Consider the following 15048-nt stretch of genomic DNA (forward strand, 5'->3'; position numbering starts at 1 on the left):
CAGATAAATCTTAATTTCGCATTACTGTCAGCGCCTTACAACCAGTGAACACTAGTTAACCCTCTCAAATCCTCTGTCGCGCTATCTTTTTTGCCCGTTAAAGAATAATCGCTGCAGAAAATGAATACGAAGATGTTCCGGCTGGTCTACAGCCGGTGCCGGGGAATGCTCGTCGCGGTTGCGGAAACCGCAAGCGCTGCAGGCAAAAACAATGTGGGCGGGACCACTGCCTCGCGTCGCGCGACCCACCTTTCGCTGTTTTCAATGCGAGTCGCGGCGTTTGCCGCGCTGCTGACATTTGGCCTCGCCCCTTCACTCGTCGAAGCACAGGTCGTCGGCGGCGGTTCGCACGCGCCGAATGTCATCAATACGGCCAATGGGTTGCCTCAGGTGAACATCAACACCCCGAGCGGCGCGGGGGTGTCGGTCAATACGTATTCGCAGTTCGACGTACAGAAGCCTGGCGTCATCCTGAACAATTCGCCGACCATCGTGCAGACGCAGCAGGCGGGCATGATCAACGGCAATGCGAATCTCGCGCCGGGACAGTCCGCGCGGATCATTCTCAACCAGGTCAACAGCAATTCACCAAGCCAGCTGCGCGGCTATCTCGAGGTAGCGGGCAGCAAGGCCGAAGTCGTTGTTTCTAACGGTTCGGGAATCATGGTGGATGGTGGCGGGTTCATCAACACCACGCGCGGCATTCTCACGACGGGCACGCCCCTGCTCGATGCGAGCGGCAACCTGAAGGGCTTCAGTATCACGGGCGGCAATATCACTGTGCAGGGCGCGGGGCTGAACGCGACGAACGTCGACCAGGTTGACCTGATCGCACGCGCGGTGCAGGCCAATGCGGCGATTTATGCCAATACGCTCAATGTCGTCGCGGGTGCGAACCAGGTCGATCATGACACGCTGGCCGCGACGCCCATCGCAGGCAGTGGTGTGGCGCCGGGCGTGTCGATCGACGTGAGCCAGCTCGGCGGTATGTATGCAAACCGGATCGTGCTCGTCGGCACCGAGAACGGCGTGGGCGTTTCGAATGCGGGCGTCATTGCGGCGCAGGCGGGCGATCTCACGCTGACCACGCAGGGCAAGCTGGTTCTCGCGGGAAAGACGACCGCGAGCGGCAATCTGGCGGTGTCGGCGGCAGGTGGCATCGATAACAGCGGCACGACGTATGCGCAGCAATCGGTGTCGGTCAGTACGCCGGGCGCGCTGACCAATAGCGGCACGCTGGCCGCGCAGCAGAACCTGAACGTGACCACGAGCAGCGTTGAGTCGAGCGGGACGCTCGGCGCGGGCGTCAACAGCGATGGATCGATCGCGCAGTCGGGGGACCTCACCCTAAGCGCGACAGGCACGTTGTCGGCCACCGGCACCAATATCGCCGGTGGCAATGCAACGCTTCAGGGTGCGACGGTCAATCTCTCGGGCAGCAGCACGGCCGCGAATGGCGATCTCGCGCTGACGGCGACGAGTGGCGACCTGAATGCGTCGGGTGCGAAGATCGACGCCGGCAACGCGCTGACGGTGCTCGCAGCAGGCACGCTCGACACCAGTTCCGCGACGCTTGACGCCACTCAACTTGGCATTCAGGCCGCGAACCTCGTGAACCGAAACGGCACGATCACGCAGACCGGAACGGGCGCAACGAGCGTCGACGTCTCCGGCACATTCGACAACACCGGCGGCAAGCTCCAGACCAATAGCGCAAATCTCGCACTCGGCCCCGCCGCGCTGCTCAACGACCACGGCACGATCACGAGCTCCGGCAACGGCACGCTGTCGGTCAACACCGGCGTGCTGTCGAACAATGGCGGCACACTGGCGACGAACGGCGCGCTGGATATCCACGCGGGTGCGGTGTCGAACCGGGGCGGCACGCTCGCGGGCCAGTCCACGGCCACGCTCACGGTGGCGTCGCTCGATAACAGCGCGGGTGGCTATATCGGCGCGCAGAACGTATCGATCGACGATACGGGCGCATTGAACAACGCGGGCGGCACGGTGCAAGCCGATGGTCTGCTCGACGTATCGGCTCAAACCGTTGCAAACGATGGCGGCTCGATTGCAAACGGCGGCACGGGCAAGACGACCGTGAACGCGAGTGGCGCGCTCACCAATACCGGTAGCGGCATCATTGGCGGCAATGGCGACGTGTCGGTATCCGGCGCGAGCATCGCGAATGCGGGCGGTACGATTACGGCCGGCGGCACCGCGTCCGTCACCTCGGGCGGTGCGCTCGACAACCGCGCCGGGTTCATCCTGGGCAACAGCGTGGTCAACGTTTCCGCACAGGGCGCGCTCGACAATACCGGCGGCCAGATCGAAGCGAACGCCGCGACGGCGACACTGGCGATCTCGGGCGCGTCCATCGACAACACCAACGGGCGCATCGCCAACATCGGCACCGGTGCGACGGGTATCAATGCGGCGACGGTGACGAACGCCAATACGGGCGGCATTACTGGAGCGGGCATGATCGGCGGCAACGGCGATGTGAGCGTCGACGCGCAGACGCTGTCGAACACAGCCGGTGCGCAGATCCTGTCGGGCCACGACCTGACACTGAACGTCGCGCAATCGGCCGACAACAGCGGCGGCTCGCTCTCGGGTACAAACAACCTCACCCTCGATGGAGCCGGCGTGGCGCTTGCGAACCAGAACGGTTCGTTGCATGCCAATGGCGCGCTCGCGCTGAATGTTGCGTCGCTCGACAATGCGGCCGGCCGTATCGGCAACGACGCCGGCAGCGGCGGCAGCGTCGCGATCGCGGCAGGCACGCTCGCGAACCAGGGCGGCGCTATCGGCAGCGACCAGAACCTGAGCGTCACGACCAATCAGCTCACGGGCGACGGCAGCATCGTCGCGGGAAACGACGGCGCGATCACGGTCAACGGCGACTACACGCAAAGCGCGGCAAACCGGATTCAGGCGAACCACGACCTCACGCTGACCACCGCCGGCAACTTCACGAATCAGGGCAACCTTGGCGCCGTCAATGCGCTGACGGTCAATGCAGCCAACGTGGACAACCAGGCCGGCGCGGACCTCAACTCGGCCAGCACCGTCGTGAACGCGGCGAACGCGATCACGAATGAAGGCCGCATCGAAGGCGACAGCGTCACGACGAACAGCGCGACGCTGATCAATACAGCGGCGATCATCGGCAATACGGTCACGCTGAACGGCAGCCAGTCCATCGCGAATACCGGCGCGGCTGCGATCATGGCCGCCTCGGAACTGAACCTCTATTCGCCCGGCGACATTTCGAACACGGCCGGCGCGAACATGTTCAGCCTTGGCGATATCTACATCGCCGCCGACGCGGCACGCGACGCGAACGGTCTGCTCGCCAACCGCAGCAATTCAGTCACCAATGACCAGTCCACCATCGAGGCCCAGGGCGACATCGAGGTCGCCACGCAGACGCTGACCAACACGCGCCCCGCACCCGCGGTCGAGACCGTGACGACTGACGTCGACACGGTCCACCAGACCAAGCGCGACAAGTACATGGCCTGCGCGACGGGCAACAGCGACAAGGGTTACTGCACGCAGCAGATGTGGGATAGCGGCTACAGCGCGCCGATCGACGCGACCTTCGGCGCCTCGCAGATCGTCTCGCAGACCGCCGGCCCAAATGCGACCGACAACGTGCTGGTCGTCAACGTCAACGGGCAACAGCAGACGATCTGGTACAACACGCTGACGACGAACAGCGACGGTTCGGTCACGGTCAACTACTGGGACGACTACAACCCGAACGTCAACTACCTGCCGTCCACCGAGTATGCAACACGCAGCGATGGACACAAGGGCTATCAGCGCGTCGAGATCGCGCGCGACACGACCACCACGACGCAGCAGGACCAGGTGACAGGGCCGCAGGCACAGCAGGCGCAACTGCTTGCGGGCGGCAACATGACGCTCGCGAATGTCGGCACCATCAATAACAGCTACAGCGCGATCGCGGCGGGCGGTTCGATTCAGATCGGCTCGAGCCAGCAGGACGGCGAAATCGGCAACGGGACCGGCAATTACGGCGGCACCACCGTCAACAACACCGGGCAGACGCTGTACCAGTACCAGCGTCAGGACATCGTGTCGACCTACGCGTGGAACGAGAACATCACGCAGGACGTGGGCACCGTCGTCGAGCCGTCGATCGTGCTCGCGCCCGTGGCAATCGGCGGCACAGGCGGCACGATCATCGCGAACAACGCGGTGCAGATCAGCGCAACGGACGTCAACAACACGAACGTCGCGGCCGCAAATTCCGCGACCGGTGCGACGGGCGGAACGCTGGGCGCCAACCAGCAGATGACGGGCACGCAGGTCAACGCGCCGCAAAGCGTCGCGAGCAGCACGGGCCAACTCGACATCAAGCTGCCCACGAGCGGGCTGTACACGTACCAGACAGCACCCGGCGCGTCGTACCTGGTCGTGACCGATCCCCGGCTGACGAGCTATACGAGCTTCATCTCCAGCGACTACATGCTGCAGCAGCTTGGGCTCAATCCGCAGACCGTGGAAAAGCGGCTCGGTGACGGCATGTATGAGGAGCAACTGGTGCGCGAGCAGATCACGCAGTTGACTGGTCGCGTGTATCTGCAGGGCTACACGAACAATCTCGACGAATATCAGGCGCTGATGACAAACGGCGTGAACGTCGCACAGCAGTTCGGGCTCGAACCCGGCATCGCGCTGACGGCCGCGCAGATGGATGCATTGACGAGCGACATCGTCTGGCTCGTGAGTCAGACCGTCACGCTGCCTGACGGCACGACGCAGCAGGTGCTGGCGCCTGTCGTCTATCTTGCACAGAGCCATGCGAACGACCTGCAGCCCACCGGCGCGCTGATTTCGGCCGACGACGTGGAGATTCACGCCACCGGCAGCGCGACCAATTCGGGCGTGATCAAGGGCGGCACGCAGACGGTGGTGAGCGCGACCGATATCCTGAACCGTGGCGGCTCGATCGGCAGCAGCGGTACGGACGGAACGACGGTTCTTTCCGCGACGCACCACGTGGTGAACGCCTCGGGCATGATCAGCGGCAATCGCGTCGCGGTGCTGGCAGGCAATGACATCGTCAACACGACGCTGGTCGACGTCAACGGCATCAGTTCGGCGGCCGGCAGCAGCAAGGTCAGCCAGACCCTGCTCGGCTCACAGGGCACGATTGCGTCGACCGGCGACATGGTGATCGCAGCGGCCAACGACCTGACCGTGCATGGCGCGAACATCAGCGCGGGCGGCAATGCCCAGATCACCGCGGGCCACGACATTACCGTCGATGCGGTGCAGTCCACCACCTCGCAATCAGTCACGCAGAACGATCAGCATCACTGGGAAGCGGACAGCGTCGCCAACGAGACCAGCGCGATTACTGCCGGCGGCGATCTCGCGATGCAGAGCGGCAACGACACAACGTTCAGGGGCGCGACGGTGACGGCCGGCGGCGACATGGCGGTCGTCGCGGGCGGCAACCTGACGGCGACCACGGTCACCGACACCGCGAAATACGACAACGTCGCCATCGACGACAAGACCCGCAAGGAAGTCGACCATACCTACGACGAACACGCAGTCGGCACGGTCTTCACGGCGGGTGGCAATGCAACGCTCGGCGCGGTCAGCACGGATGCGGGCAAGGGCAATGTGACGCTCACGGGTTCGAGCCTGACTGCCGGCATGACGAACGGTGTCGACAACGGCACGGGTACGGCAACGATCGCGGCCACCGGCAACGTGACGATCAACGAGGCGCGCGAGGAGCACGACAGCTACCAGGCGGTTGAATCGAAGCGCGGCAGTTTCGTCAGCGGCTCGACCACCGATACGATGCAGGCCACGCAGGCGAATATTGGTGTGGCGAGTACCGTGTCCGGTGACACGGTGACCGTCAAGGCAGGTCGCGATCTGACCATCCAGGGCAGCAATGTGGTCGGTACGAACGACGTGACGCTTGCGGCGACAGGAAACGTCAACATCACGACCTCGCAGGACACCCTGCAGTCGCAGAGCAGTTCCCAGCGGAAGGAGTACGGTTTCCTGTCGGGCCTGAATCCCTTGAACCAGCTTGACGGCGGCTTGCAGGGGTACACCATCGGCACGCGCACGACCACCGATGCGCAGCAGGCCACCCAGGTGGCGAACACGGGCAGCATGGTCGGCTCGCTGACCGGCAACCTCAACATCACGGCCGGCAACGACCTGCATGCGACTGGCAGCACGTTGCACGCGGCCAACGATCTGAACCTCGCCGGCAAGACCGTCACGATCGATGCGGCATACGACGCTGCGACGCAGAACGAGCAGCAGTCGTTCAAACAGACGGCGATTTCCGCGGGCATCAGCAATCCGGTCATCGCGGCGGTGCAGACCGCGGACCAGATGCGCAAGGACGTGAAGCAGACCAACGGCGACGCGCGGCTCGATGCGCTCGCTGCCGCGACGACCGGACTTGCGGCGAAAAATGCCTATGACGCAGTCATGAGCGACCCGACGGCGGTCGGCGGCGTTGGCATCAACGTGTCACTTGGTACGAGCCATAGCAACAGCAGTTCGACTGCGTCGTCCAGTACCGCAGTGGGCAGTACGGTATCGGCAGGCCACAACCTGAATATTGCGGCGGCTGGCGCGGGCGCGGACAGCAATATCAACGTTATCGGCAGCAATCTCAGTGCGGGCAACAACGCCACGCTCAATGCCGAAGGCGCCATCAATCTGCAGGCCGCGCAGAACACTGATAGCCAGCAGAGTAGCAACAGCGGATCGAATGCGAGTATCGGCGTCACGTTCGGCGTCGGCAAATCGAATGGCATCTCGTTCCAGGCAGGTGTTTCAGGTACCAAGGGCAATGACAATGGCAGCGATACGACTTGGACTAACACTCACGTCAACGCGGGCAATACGCTGACGCTTCAGTCGGGCGGCGACACCAACCTGAAGGGCGCGGTGGCTGATGGCCAGCAGGTGGTGGCGAACGTTGGCGGGAATCTGAACATCGAGAGCCTGCCGGACACGAGCACCTATAACTCGAAGCAGCAGAGCGGCGGTGTGTCGGTGAGCGTGTGCGTGCCGCCGATCTGCTACGGCGCATCGAGCGTGGCCGGCAATTACAGCCAGCAGAAGCTGAACAGCGACTATGCGAGCGTGACCGAGCAATCCGGCATCGGTGCGGGCGACGGCGGGTTCCAGATCAATGTGAAGGGGAATACGGACCTCAAGGGGGCGGTGATTTCCAGTAGCGATGCTGCGGTCCAGAGCGGCGTCAACAGCCTGACGACCGCGACGCTCACGCATAGCGACATCGAGAATACGGCCGAATACAGCGGGCAGTCGGTGGGCATCAGCGGCGGCTACGGTGGCGATATCGGCAAGAGCCAGAGCGGGACCGCCAACAACGTCAACCCGGTGCCGGGCACGACGCTGCCGAAGAGCGGCGGCCTTTCGATGGCGCCCCCGATCGTAATGAGCGCTTCCGGTGACGCGAGCGGCACGACGAAGAGCGCGATCAGCGGCGGCACCATCACCGTCACCGATGGTGCGAAGCAACAGCAACTGACAGGACAGACGGCCGAGGAAGCGGTGGCGGATATCAGCCGTGATACGTCGGACACGCTTGGGTCGGTCGCACCGATCTTCGATAAGGACAAGATCGAGGCCGGGTTCGATATCACGAGCCAGTTCATCAATCAGGTGGGGACGCTCGTTAACAACCGGGCGAAGGAAGCGGATGCGGCGAAGGCCGCGGCGAACGATCCGAATCTGACGCCGGAGCAGCGTGCGGCGGCACAGCAGCAGGCCGATCAGCTCAATGCCGAGTGGGGACCGGGCGGATCGTATCGTCAGGTGCTGACTGCGCTGAGCGTCGCGGCGGGTGGCAACGTGACCGGTAGTATGGGGCAGTTTGCGCAGAGTGCGACGGTGGCGTATCTGCAGGAACTCGGAGCGAGCGGGGTCAAGGCGATTGCAGATTCGCTCGATAGCGATACCGCCCGTGCTGCGCTGCATGCGATTGTCGGCTGCGCGGGGGCTGCTGCGAGCAGCCAGAGTTGTGGTGCGGGCGCGATGGGGGCTGCGGCGAGTTCGGTGCTTGGCAGCCTGCTAGGGCCGACGAGCGACATGTCGGCGGAAGATCGTCAGGCGCGGGAGAATCTGGTGACGAGCCTGGTTGCCGGAATAGCAACCGCCTCGGGAACGAACGCGGCGACGGCAACTGGTGCTGGACAGATCGAAGGGGAAAACAATCAGTTTTCTGTGGTAGCCCCGTCGACTTCACTATTGCCCGGGTGGCTGGAGGCACTTGGCAAGCTCCCTGGCTTCAAGGGTGAAACGGCCAGCAAAGGTGATGGCGTCATCGCCGATCCTGCCACCGAGCTTGATCCGACCATCAAAGCGGGTACGCCGACAGCGACGCCCTCGGGATCGAGTGTGATCGACGACATTTTCAAGACGCCGCCAGCCGTGACCGTGGCCGAGGGGCTGGTTGACTACATCCTTACGTCTGTAAACGGGTCAAAAGCAAGTGTTCCGTCGTCCATCGTGGGCAGCGATGGAAACCTACCGGCCGGAATTGGCGGTGTGGGCACCCCAATCCCGATGCCTCCGAGCAATGACCCGAACGCAACGGCAGAGCAATTTGCAAAAGATGCGTTCAATGGTCAAACCCCCGTGAAAGTTGTCGAGAATGTTACGGGCGAAGGGAGTTGGGTTGCGATCTTGCCAGACGGAACAGCAGTAACGTATCGTCCCGCAGGACAGGCGTCGTCGAAGACTGCCGGTGACATAGCGACAGTGGAAGTCAATAACCCTGCGGTCAAGGCAATCAATAGAGGCGAAATTGCGAAATTTAAGTTCCCTGGAAAATGAGACGGCCATGACTTCATTCCCTGAGATTGACTATCAGAAACAGCTTGTCGTATCTGGACTTGATGATTTCTCTCCTAACGCGGCGCTGTCACAAGTGCATGGAGGTCAATTTGGATTGACCCCCGGATTATGGAGGCAGGCTGTTGTTGACTTTCTCCGCATTAACGTTCACGCCGGACTTCTCGAAGGCACGCATCGCAAGGAGATATCAGGCGAAGCGGGAGCTCGTCTGTTAGAGAACCTGTTGAATTTCGGTGACAAGGCAAACAGCATGGACGCTGAAATACTCTGGAATGCCTTGTACTTCAACGCCACTCCAAAGCTTGCGGAGTTGCTAAGCGGCTTTCATTTAGATAGTTGGGATGCGCTCAGTCAAGGCCTGAATGGCCTGTTCATGGAATCTCTGAAAGAGATGTATTCAAAAGTCTAGACCGGTCGCCAATATCAAAGGTTTTGGGCCCAGCGCGTGGAATAATCGGAACATTGAAGCCGTGATTTCAGCGTGACCAGTCGGATATACAACGGACAATCGCTCCGCGCTGAAGACGCCGGATGGCCAGGTTATCTTGATGGACGTCACAAAGACCACCTTGAGGTTTTTGATGGAAACGGAAACTTTAAGTCTGTCGTCAATCTCGACGGCTCTGTGAGTTCTGACAAGACAAATGCAGCATCTGGCCGGAAACTTAACGTCAAATGAAACCCATAGAATTGACCCGGAACATGAATCCATACACGATCATCGCCAAAAATTGCCCTTGGTCTCCCGAGTATGACGAGGATTCGTTTATTGCGATTCTGCATGAAAAAAAACGAATGGCAAAGAGATCAATATTGGCTCCTTGAGTGGGCACTTTATGAAATTGTAAAAAAAGCAGAGAACTATGAGGAACTGTGCAGCCCGGTCTTCCGCATTTTTAGCGGCACAATGAGTACGATAAGTTCGCACTTTGATCAAAACGATTTGTTCGAGATCAAAAACCTCGAGCGCGAAGAGATTTATGAATTTCGCGAGCGAATTCAAATAGTCTTTGGAGGCTTTTTCGCTAAGCATATGTCCGAACGGGTCGTGTTCGAAGAGGAAAATCCGCTGCTCAGTGGAAAGCACAGATCCTGATCAGTTTTTTAGAATTTGATCATTCGGCTTGCCTGCAAGACCATCAATTTAACTCGCGTATGAAAATCCGAAAAAGGCTGGCGGCCTTGCCGCTCACAGCCATGGTATCGCTCGCGTCCAACGCGCAGCAGACGCCAACACCCGCCGAGACGGCCGCCGCGGCACGCGCAAACGCAGAACAGAACCAGCAGGTTCAACAACAGCACGAAGCGCAGCAACGCGAGGCGGCGGTCAACGCCCCGTCCATACGCTCGACCATCGAGCGCACCTCAGGCTGGCCCGACCTGCCGGTCGAAACGCCGTGTTTCCGCATCGACACGTTCGTGCTGGACGTACCGTCGAGGCTACCCGATCCAGTGCGTGCGCAAGGCGCATCCGCTCTGTCGCTCGACCGCTTCGCGTTTGTGCGCGAATGGCTCGACCACTACAGGGGGCAATGCGTCGGCAAACAGGGCATCGATACGCTCACCAAAAGCCTGCAACAGCAGATCCTGAGCCGAGGCTACATCACGACACGCGTCCTGTTACCCGAACAGGATCTCTCAACCGGGACACTTAAGTTCGCGCTCGTGCCCGGCGTGATCAATCAGATTCGATTCTCCGATTCGTCCACACGCGGCACATGGAAGTCTGCATTCCCTGCGCGTGACGGCGACGTGCTTAACCTGCGCGACCTCGAACAGGGCCTCGAACAGATGAAGCGCGTCGCCAGCCAGGACGTGTCCATGCAGATCGTCCCCACCAGCGTCCCCGGCGAGAGTGACGTAGTTCTGGACTTGAAACGTGCAAAACCTTGGACCGTCGTCGCCTCGATCGACAACTCCGGCACGCGCGCGACAGGCAAACTGCAAGGTAACCTGAGTCTCGGTCTCGACAACCCGCTCGGCCTGAACGACATCTTCAACGTGGGCGTGAGCCAGGACCTCGAATTCGGTGACAAAAGTCTGGGCTCGCATGGCTGGAACGGCTCGTATTCGGTTCCGTGGGGCTACTGGACCGGCACACTGTCGGCGTACACGAACACGTACTATCAGCAGATCGCGGGGGCCAACCAGATATTCGTCTCCAGCGGCAATGCGCAGACGGTCGACTTCAAGCTGCAACGCGTCCTGATGCGCAGCCAGAACAATGTCCTCGGCGCACAGTTCCGACTGACGAAGCGCTTTGGCGAGAGCTTCATCGAAGACACCGATATCCCCCAGCAGCACCGCAACAACACGTTTATCGAAGCGGCGCTGACCGATCGCCACTATTTCGGTGCCGCGCAGTTCGACGGGTCGCTTGCATATCGTCAAGGCATTAGTGGCCTCGGCGCGACACCGGACTTTTACCCGGACGGCCCGACCTACCGTTTCCGCATGGCCGTGCTCGACGCCAACCTGTCGGTACCGTTCCAAATCGCGAACCAGCCGCTCCGGTACGTGACGTCCGTGCATGGCCAGTTCACGAACAACACGCTGAACTACATCGACGACCTGACGATCGGCAGCCGCTACACCGTGCGCGGCTTCGACGGTGAAACGATGCTGGCCGCCGAACGCGGTTTCTACTGGCGCAACGAACTCCAGTTGCCGATTGGCTCAACAGGCCAGTCGCTCTATGCGGGCATTGACTACGGCCATGTATTCGGACCGAGCGCCGTCTATCTTGCTGGCACACAACTGGCGGGCGCCGTGGTCGGCATCAGAGGCAGCACATCGGCGAAGGCCGGTGCGCTCGCCTATGACCTGTTTGCCGGCACCCCAATCTATAAGCCCTCGGGTTTTCCGACGGCGCAAGTAACGGTCGGCTTTCAGGTAACGGCGCAATTCTGATGATGGCGTCGATCATTTCTGTTTTATTCAAAAGGAGAACAAGGAACATGTCAAAGATATATGGAGTTTCGGTGCTCGCTACCGCTCTGGCATTGGGCGGATGTGCAACGGAGTCGTCGCATTCGCTGCCGGTTCAGCCGGTGAGCGTTTCCCAGACGCCCTACGCGGGCCAGCGCATCGAGATGGCCGTGGGCAAATTCGACAACCGGTCCAGCTATATGCGAGGAATTTTCTCCGGCGGAGTCGACCGCCTTGGCGGGCAGGCCAAGACCATTCTGATCACCGCCCTGCAGCAGAGCGGGCGCTTCAATGTGCTCGATCGTGACAACCTCGACGAAATCCGTCAGGAAGCTGGCTTCATGAAAAAGGGGCAGGCGATCAAGGGCGCGAACTTCGTCATCACGGGTGACGTCACCGAGTTTGGCCGCAAGGAAGTGGGTGATCGCCAGCTCTTTGGCATTCTCGGCAGCGGCAAGAACCAGGTGGCCTATGCAAAGGTCAGCCTCAACGTGGTGAATACCACGACCTCGGAAGTCGTGGCGTCGAGCCAGGGGGCGGGGGAATACAGCCTGTCGAATCGCGAGATCATCGGCTTTGGGGGCACCGCCAGCTACGACTCGACGCTGAATGGCAAGGTGCTTGACCTCGCGATCCAGGAGGCGGTCAACCACCTGGCTGCGCAGGTCGATCAAGGCGTGCTCAAGGTAACGCGATAGGCGCACGACGCAGCGGCGTCGCACAGCTTTTCGTGCGACACACCACCACACTGACGGGATTCACAATGAAACATACGCGCCCGATACGGGGAATGAGCCTGCCGGCAATGACAGTTGCGGTGCTCCTCACGGGATGTGCGGCAAGCAGCCCACCGCCCCTTTATCAATGGACTGGCTACCAGCCAGCAGTCTATGACTACCTGAGGGGAAACAAGGACCCGCAGCAGCAGATCGACGCACTCGAAAAAGCGCTGCAGGAAATCCGCGCAAAGGGCGGCACGCCCCCGCCCGGTTTTCATGCGCAACTCGGGATGCTGTACGCGAGCGTTGGCAAGGACGGGCCGGCTATGGAACAGTTCGGGGCCGAGAAAGAGCTGTTTCCGGAATCCTCGACCTACATGGATTTCCTGATGAACCATAAAACGAAACAGCCTTAAGCGAGCCGTCATGTCCAGATTCCTTTCTTTCAGACTTTGGTTTGCCATCTCGACGTTCACGTTGCTGGCTGCGTGCGCGCAACCCGTCAAGCATGTCGATTACACCGCCTTCAAAAACAGTCGGCCGCATTCAATCCTCGTTCTGCCGCCCGAAAACGATACGACCGACGTGCAGGCGACGAACAGCATGCTGTCGCAGATGACGATGCCACTTGCCGAAGCGGGCTATTACGTGGTGCCAGTGGCGGTGATGGATGAGACATTCCGCCAGAATGGCCTGACCGTCCCGGCCGATATTCAGGCCACCTCGCCCGCAAAGCTTCGGGAGATCTTCGGTGCTGACGCAGTGCTGTATTCGAAGATCACGCAATTCGGCACCGCATACCACGTGCTCGATAGTGCGACTGTCGTCACGGCGTCGGCGAAGCTGGTAGACCTGAGGACAGGCGATGTACTGTGGCAGGGGAGCGCGAGTGCCAACAGCAATGAGGGGAACAACTACAGCGGGGGCGGCTTGATCGGCATGCTCGTGACCGCGGCGGTCAAACAGATTGCAAACTCTGTGACGGACAAGAGTCACGATATTGCTGCCGTGACGAGTTACCGGCTGCTGCACGCGGGGCCGCCCAATGGGCTGCTATATGGTCCGAGATCGCCGAAATCCGGCACGGACTGAGCAGGCCAGTTGCTTCAACCGGGCGCCGACGAGCCTGTCAGTTTTCTTGTGTGCCGAGGTCATGAGACGATACCGAAAGGAACGCCCTTATGACCGAAACAACAAGCATGACAAAGAAGAGCAAGAAACCGAGCACGCCGAAGCTGTTTCCGGATGAACTGATTGATCAACTGCTGGCCCAGGTGCAGAACAAGGATGCCGAGTCGATTCTCGGTGAATCGGGCTTGGCCGGCCTGCTCAAGAAGCAACTCGCCGAGCGCATGCTGGCGGCCGAACTGACGCATCACCTGACGGCTGAGGCCGAGCAGGGCAACGCCGGCAACCACCGCAACGGCACGAGCCCGAAGACGGTCATCACGCCCAATGGCGAGTTGAATCTGGATATCCCGCGTGACAGGCAGGCGACGTTCGAGCCGCAACTGGTCGGCAAATACCAACGTCGATTGCCGGGATTCGACGACCATGTGATCAGCATGTACGCGCGCGGTATGAGCGTGCGCGAGATCCAGGGCCACTTGCTGGAGCTGTACGGACTGCAAGTGTCGCCCGACCTGATCTCCACCGTCACCGATGAAGTGCTGGCTGAAGTCGAGCAATGGCAGCAACGACCGCTTGAGGCGATGTATCCGATCGTGTATTTCGACGCTCTGCGGCTGAAGATTCGCGACGAAGGCACGGTCAAAAACAAGGCGGTGTACCTGGCGCTGGGTATCCGCGCCGATGGCCGCAAGGAAGTGCTGGGCCTATGGATCGAACAGACCGAAGGCGCCAAGTTCTGGCTAAAGGTCTTCAACGAGCTGAAGAACCGCGGTTTGCACGACATCCTGATTGCGGTGGTCGATGGCTTGCGCGGCTTTCCCGAAGCGATCGAGGCGGTTTATCCGGCCGCGCAGATCCAGACTTGCATCGTGCATTTGATCCGCAATTCGCTGAATCTGGCGAGCTGGAAAGACCGCAAGCCGTTGGCTGCCGCGCTCAAGCCGATCTATCAGGCCGCCACGGCCGAAGCGGCGGCAGCCGCGCTCGAAGCCTTCGCTCAAAGCGACTGGGGCCGCAAATTCCCCACCGTGGCGGCGATGTGGCAGCGTCAATGGGAGCAGGTGATCCCGTTCTTCGCCTATCCGCCCGAAGTGCGTCGGATTATATATACGACCAACGCCATCGAGAGCATGCACATGCAACTGTGCAAGATCGTCAAGAACCGCGGCCACTTCCCCAGCGACGAAGCCGCCAGCAAGCTGCTGTATCTGGCCTTGCGCAACATCGAAAAGGATTGGAAGATGCCGCCTATCACCTGGCGGCAAGCGGTCAATCAGTTCGCCATTCTGTTCGGCGAGCGCTTCACCAACGCCATCAGCTGAGACTTTTTACAGCGACCTCAGCACACGAAATTCCTGACACGTCC

The 15048-nt window shown here is 60.8% G+C and carries 8 protein-coding genes; all 8 read left to right on the plus strand.

The features are described from left to right. Window positions 1-120: 120 nt before the first annotated feature. The 8 genes from CIC12_RS23035 to CIC12_RS23070 all read left to right on the plus strand — a co-directional run bounded on the left by CIC12_RS23035 (window position 121) and on the right by CIC12_RS23070 (window position 15004). Window positions 121-8883, plus strand: coding sequence for a hemagglutinin repeat-containing protein (locus CIC12_RS23035; protein WP_168667293.1), 8763 nt, complete (start codon window positions 121-123; stop codon window positions 8881-8883). Window positions 8884-8890: 7 nt separating this feature from the next. Then, entirely contained in the window at window positions 8891-9313 is a 423-nt protein-coding gene (locus CIC12_RS23040) for a hypothetical protein (protein ID WP_168667295.1), read from the plus strand. A 372-nt stretch (window positions 9314-9685) separates the two neighbouring features. Next, window positions 9686-10000, plus strand: a complete 315-nt coding sequence (locus tag CIC12_RS23045; protein WP_168667297.1) for an Imm41 family immunity protein — start codon at window positions 9686-9688, stop codon at window positions 9998-10000. Window positions 10001-10059: 59 nt separating this feature from the next. Further along, entirely contained in the window at window positions 10060-11814 is a 1755-nt protein-coding gene (locus tag CIC12_RS23050; protein WP_168667299.1) for a ShlB/FhaC/HecB family hemolysin secretion/activation protein, read from the plus strand. Between the two features lie 47 nt (window positions 11815-11861). Further along, window positions 11862-12530 (plus strand): CsgG/HfaB family protein, encoded by a 669-nt coding sequence (locus CIC12_RS23055; RefSeq protein ID WP_168667307.1) that lies wholly within the window; start codon window positions 11862-11864, stop codon window positions 12528-12530. 92 nt (window positions 12531-12622) lie between these two features. Further along, window positions 12623-12967, plus strand: a complete 345-nt coding sequence (locus CIC12_RS23060) for a DUF4810 domain-containing protein (protein ID WP_238812822.1) — start codon at window positions 12623-12625, stop codon at window positions 12965-12967. A gap of 10 nt (window positions 12968-12977) precedes the next feature. Continuing rightward, the gene (locus CIC12_RS23065) at window positions 12978-13643 is read left to right on the plus strand and encodes a DUF799 domain-containing protein (protein WP_168667303.1); all 666 of its coding nucleotides are present in this window, start codon (window positions 12978-12980) and stop codon (window positions 13641-13643) included. 107 nt (window positions 13644-13750) lie between these two features. Further along, on the plus strand, window positions 13751-15004 hold the full coding sequence (locus CIC12_RS23070) for an IS256 family transposase (RefSeq protein ID WP_168665893.1): 1254 nt from the start codon (window positions 13751-13753) through the stop codon (window positions 15002-15004). The last annotated feature ends 44 nt before the right edge of the window (window positions 15005-15048 follow it).

It is taken from the genome of Paraburkholderia sp. SG-MS1 (assembly GCF_012275575.1).
In the GTDB taxonomy this organism is placed as follows: domain Bacteria; phylum Pseudomonadota; class Gammaproteobacteria; order Burkholderiales; family Burkholderiaceae; genus Paraburkholderia.

Coding starts and splice junctions, on each gene's coding strand:
- CIC12_RS23060 (WP_238812822.1), top strand. CDS start 12,623: ATGAGCCTGCCGGCAATGACAGTTGCGGTGCTCCTCACGGGATGTGCG.
- CIC12_RS23070 (WP_168665893.1), top strand. CDS start 13,751: ATGACAAAGAAGAGCAAGAAACCGAGCACGCCGAAGCTGTTTCCGGAT.
- CIC12_RS23055 (WP_168667307.1), top strand. CDS start 11,862: ATGTCAAAGATATATGGAGTTTCGGTGCTCGCTACCGCTCTGGCATTG.
- CIC12_RS23045 (WP_168667297.1), top strand. CDS start 9,686: ATGAAAAAAAACGAATGGCAAAGAGATCAATATTGGCTCCTTGAGTGG.
- CIC12_RS23065 (WP_168667303.1), top strand. CDS start 12,978: ATGTCCAGATTCCTTTCTTTCAGACTTTGGTTTGCCATCTCGACGTTC.
- CIC12_RS23050 (WP_168667299.1), top strand. CDS start 10,060: ATGAAAATCCGAAAAAGGCTGGCGGCCTTGCCGCTCACAGCCATGGTA.
- CIC12_RS23040 (WP_168667295.1), top strand. CDS start 8,891: ATGACTTCATTCCCTGAGATTGACTATCAGAAACAGCTTGTCGTATCT.
- CIC12_RS23035 (WP_168667293.1), top strand. CDS start 121: ATGAATACGAAGATGTTCCGGCTGGTCTACAGCCGGTGCCGGGGAATG.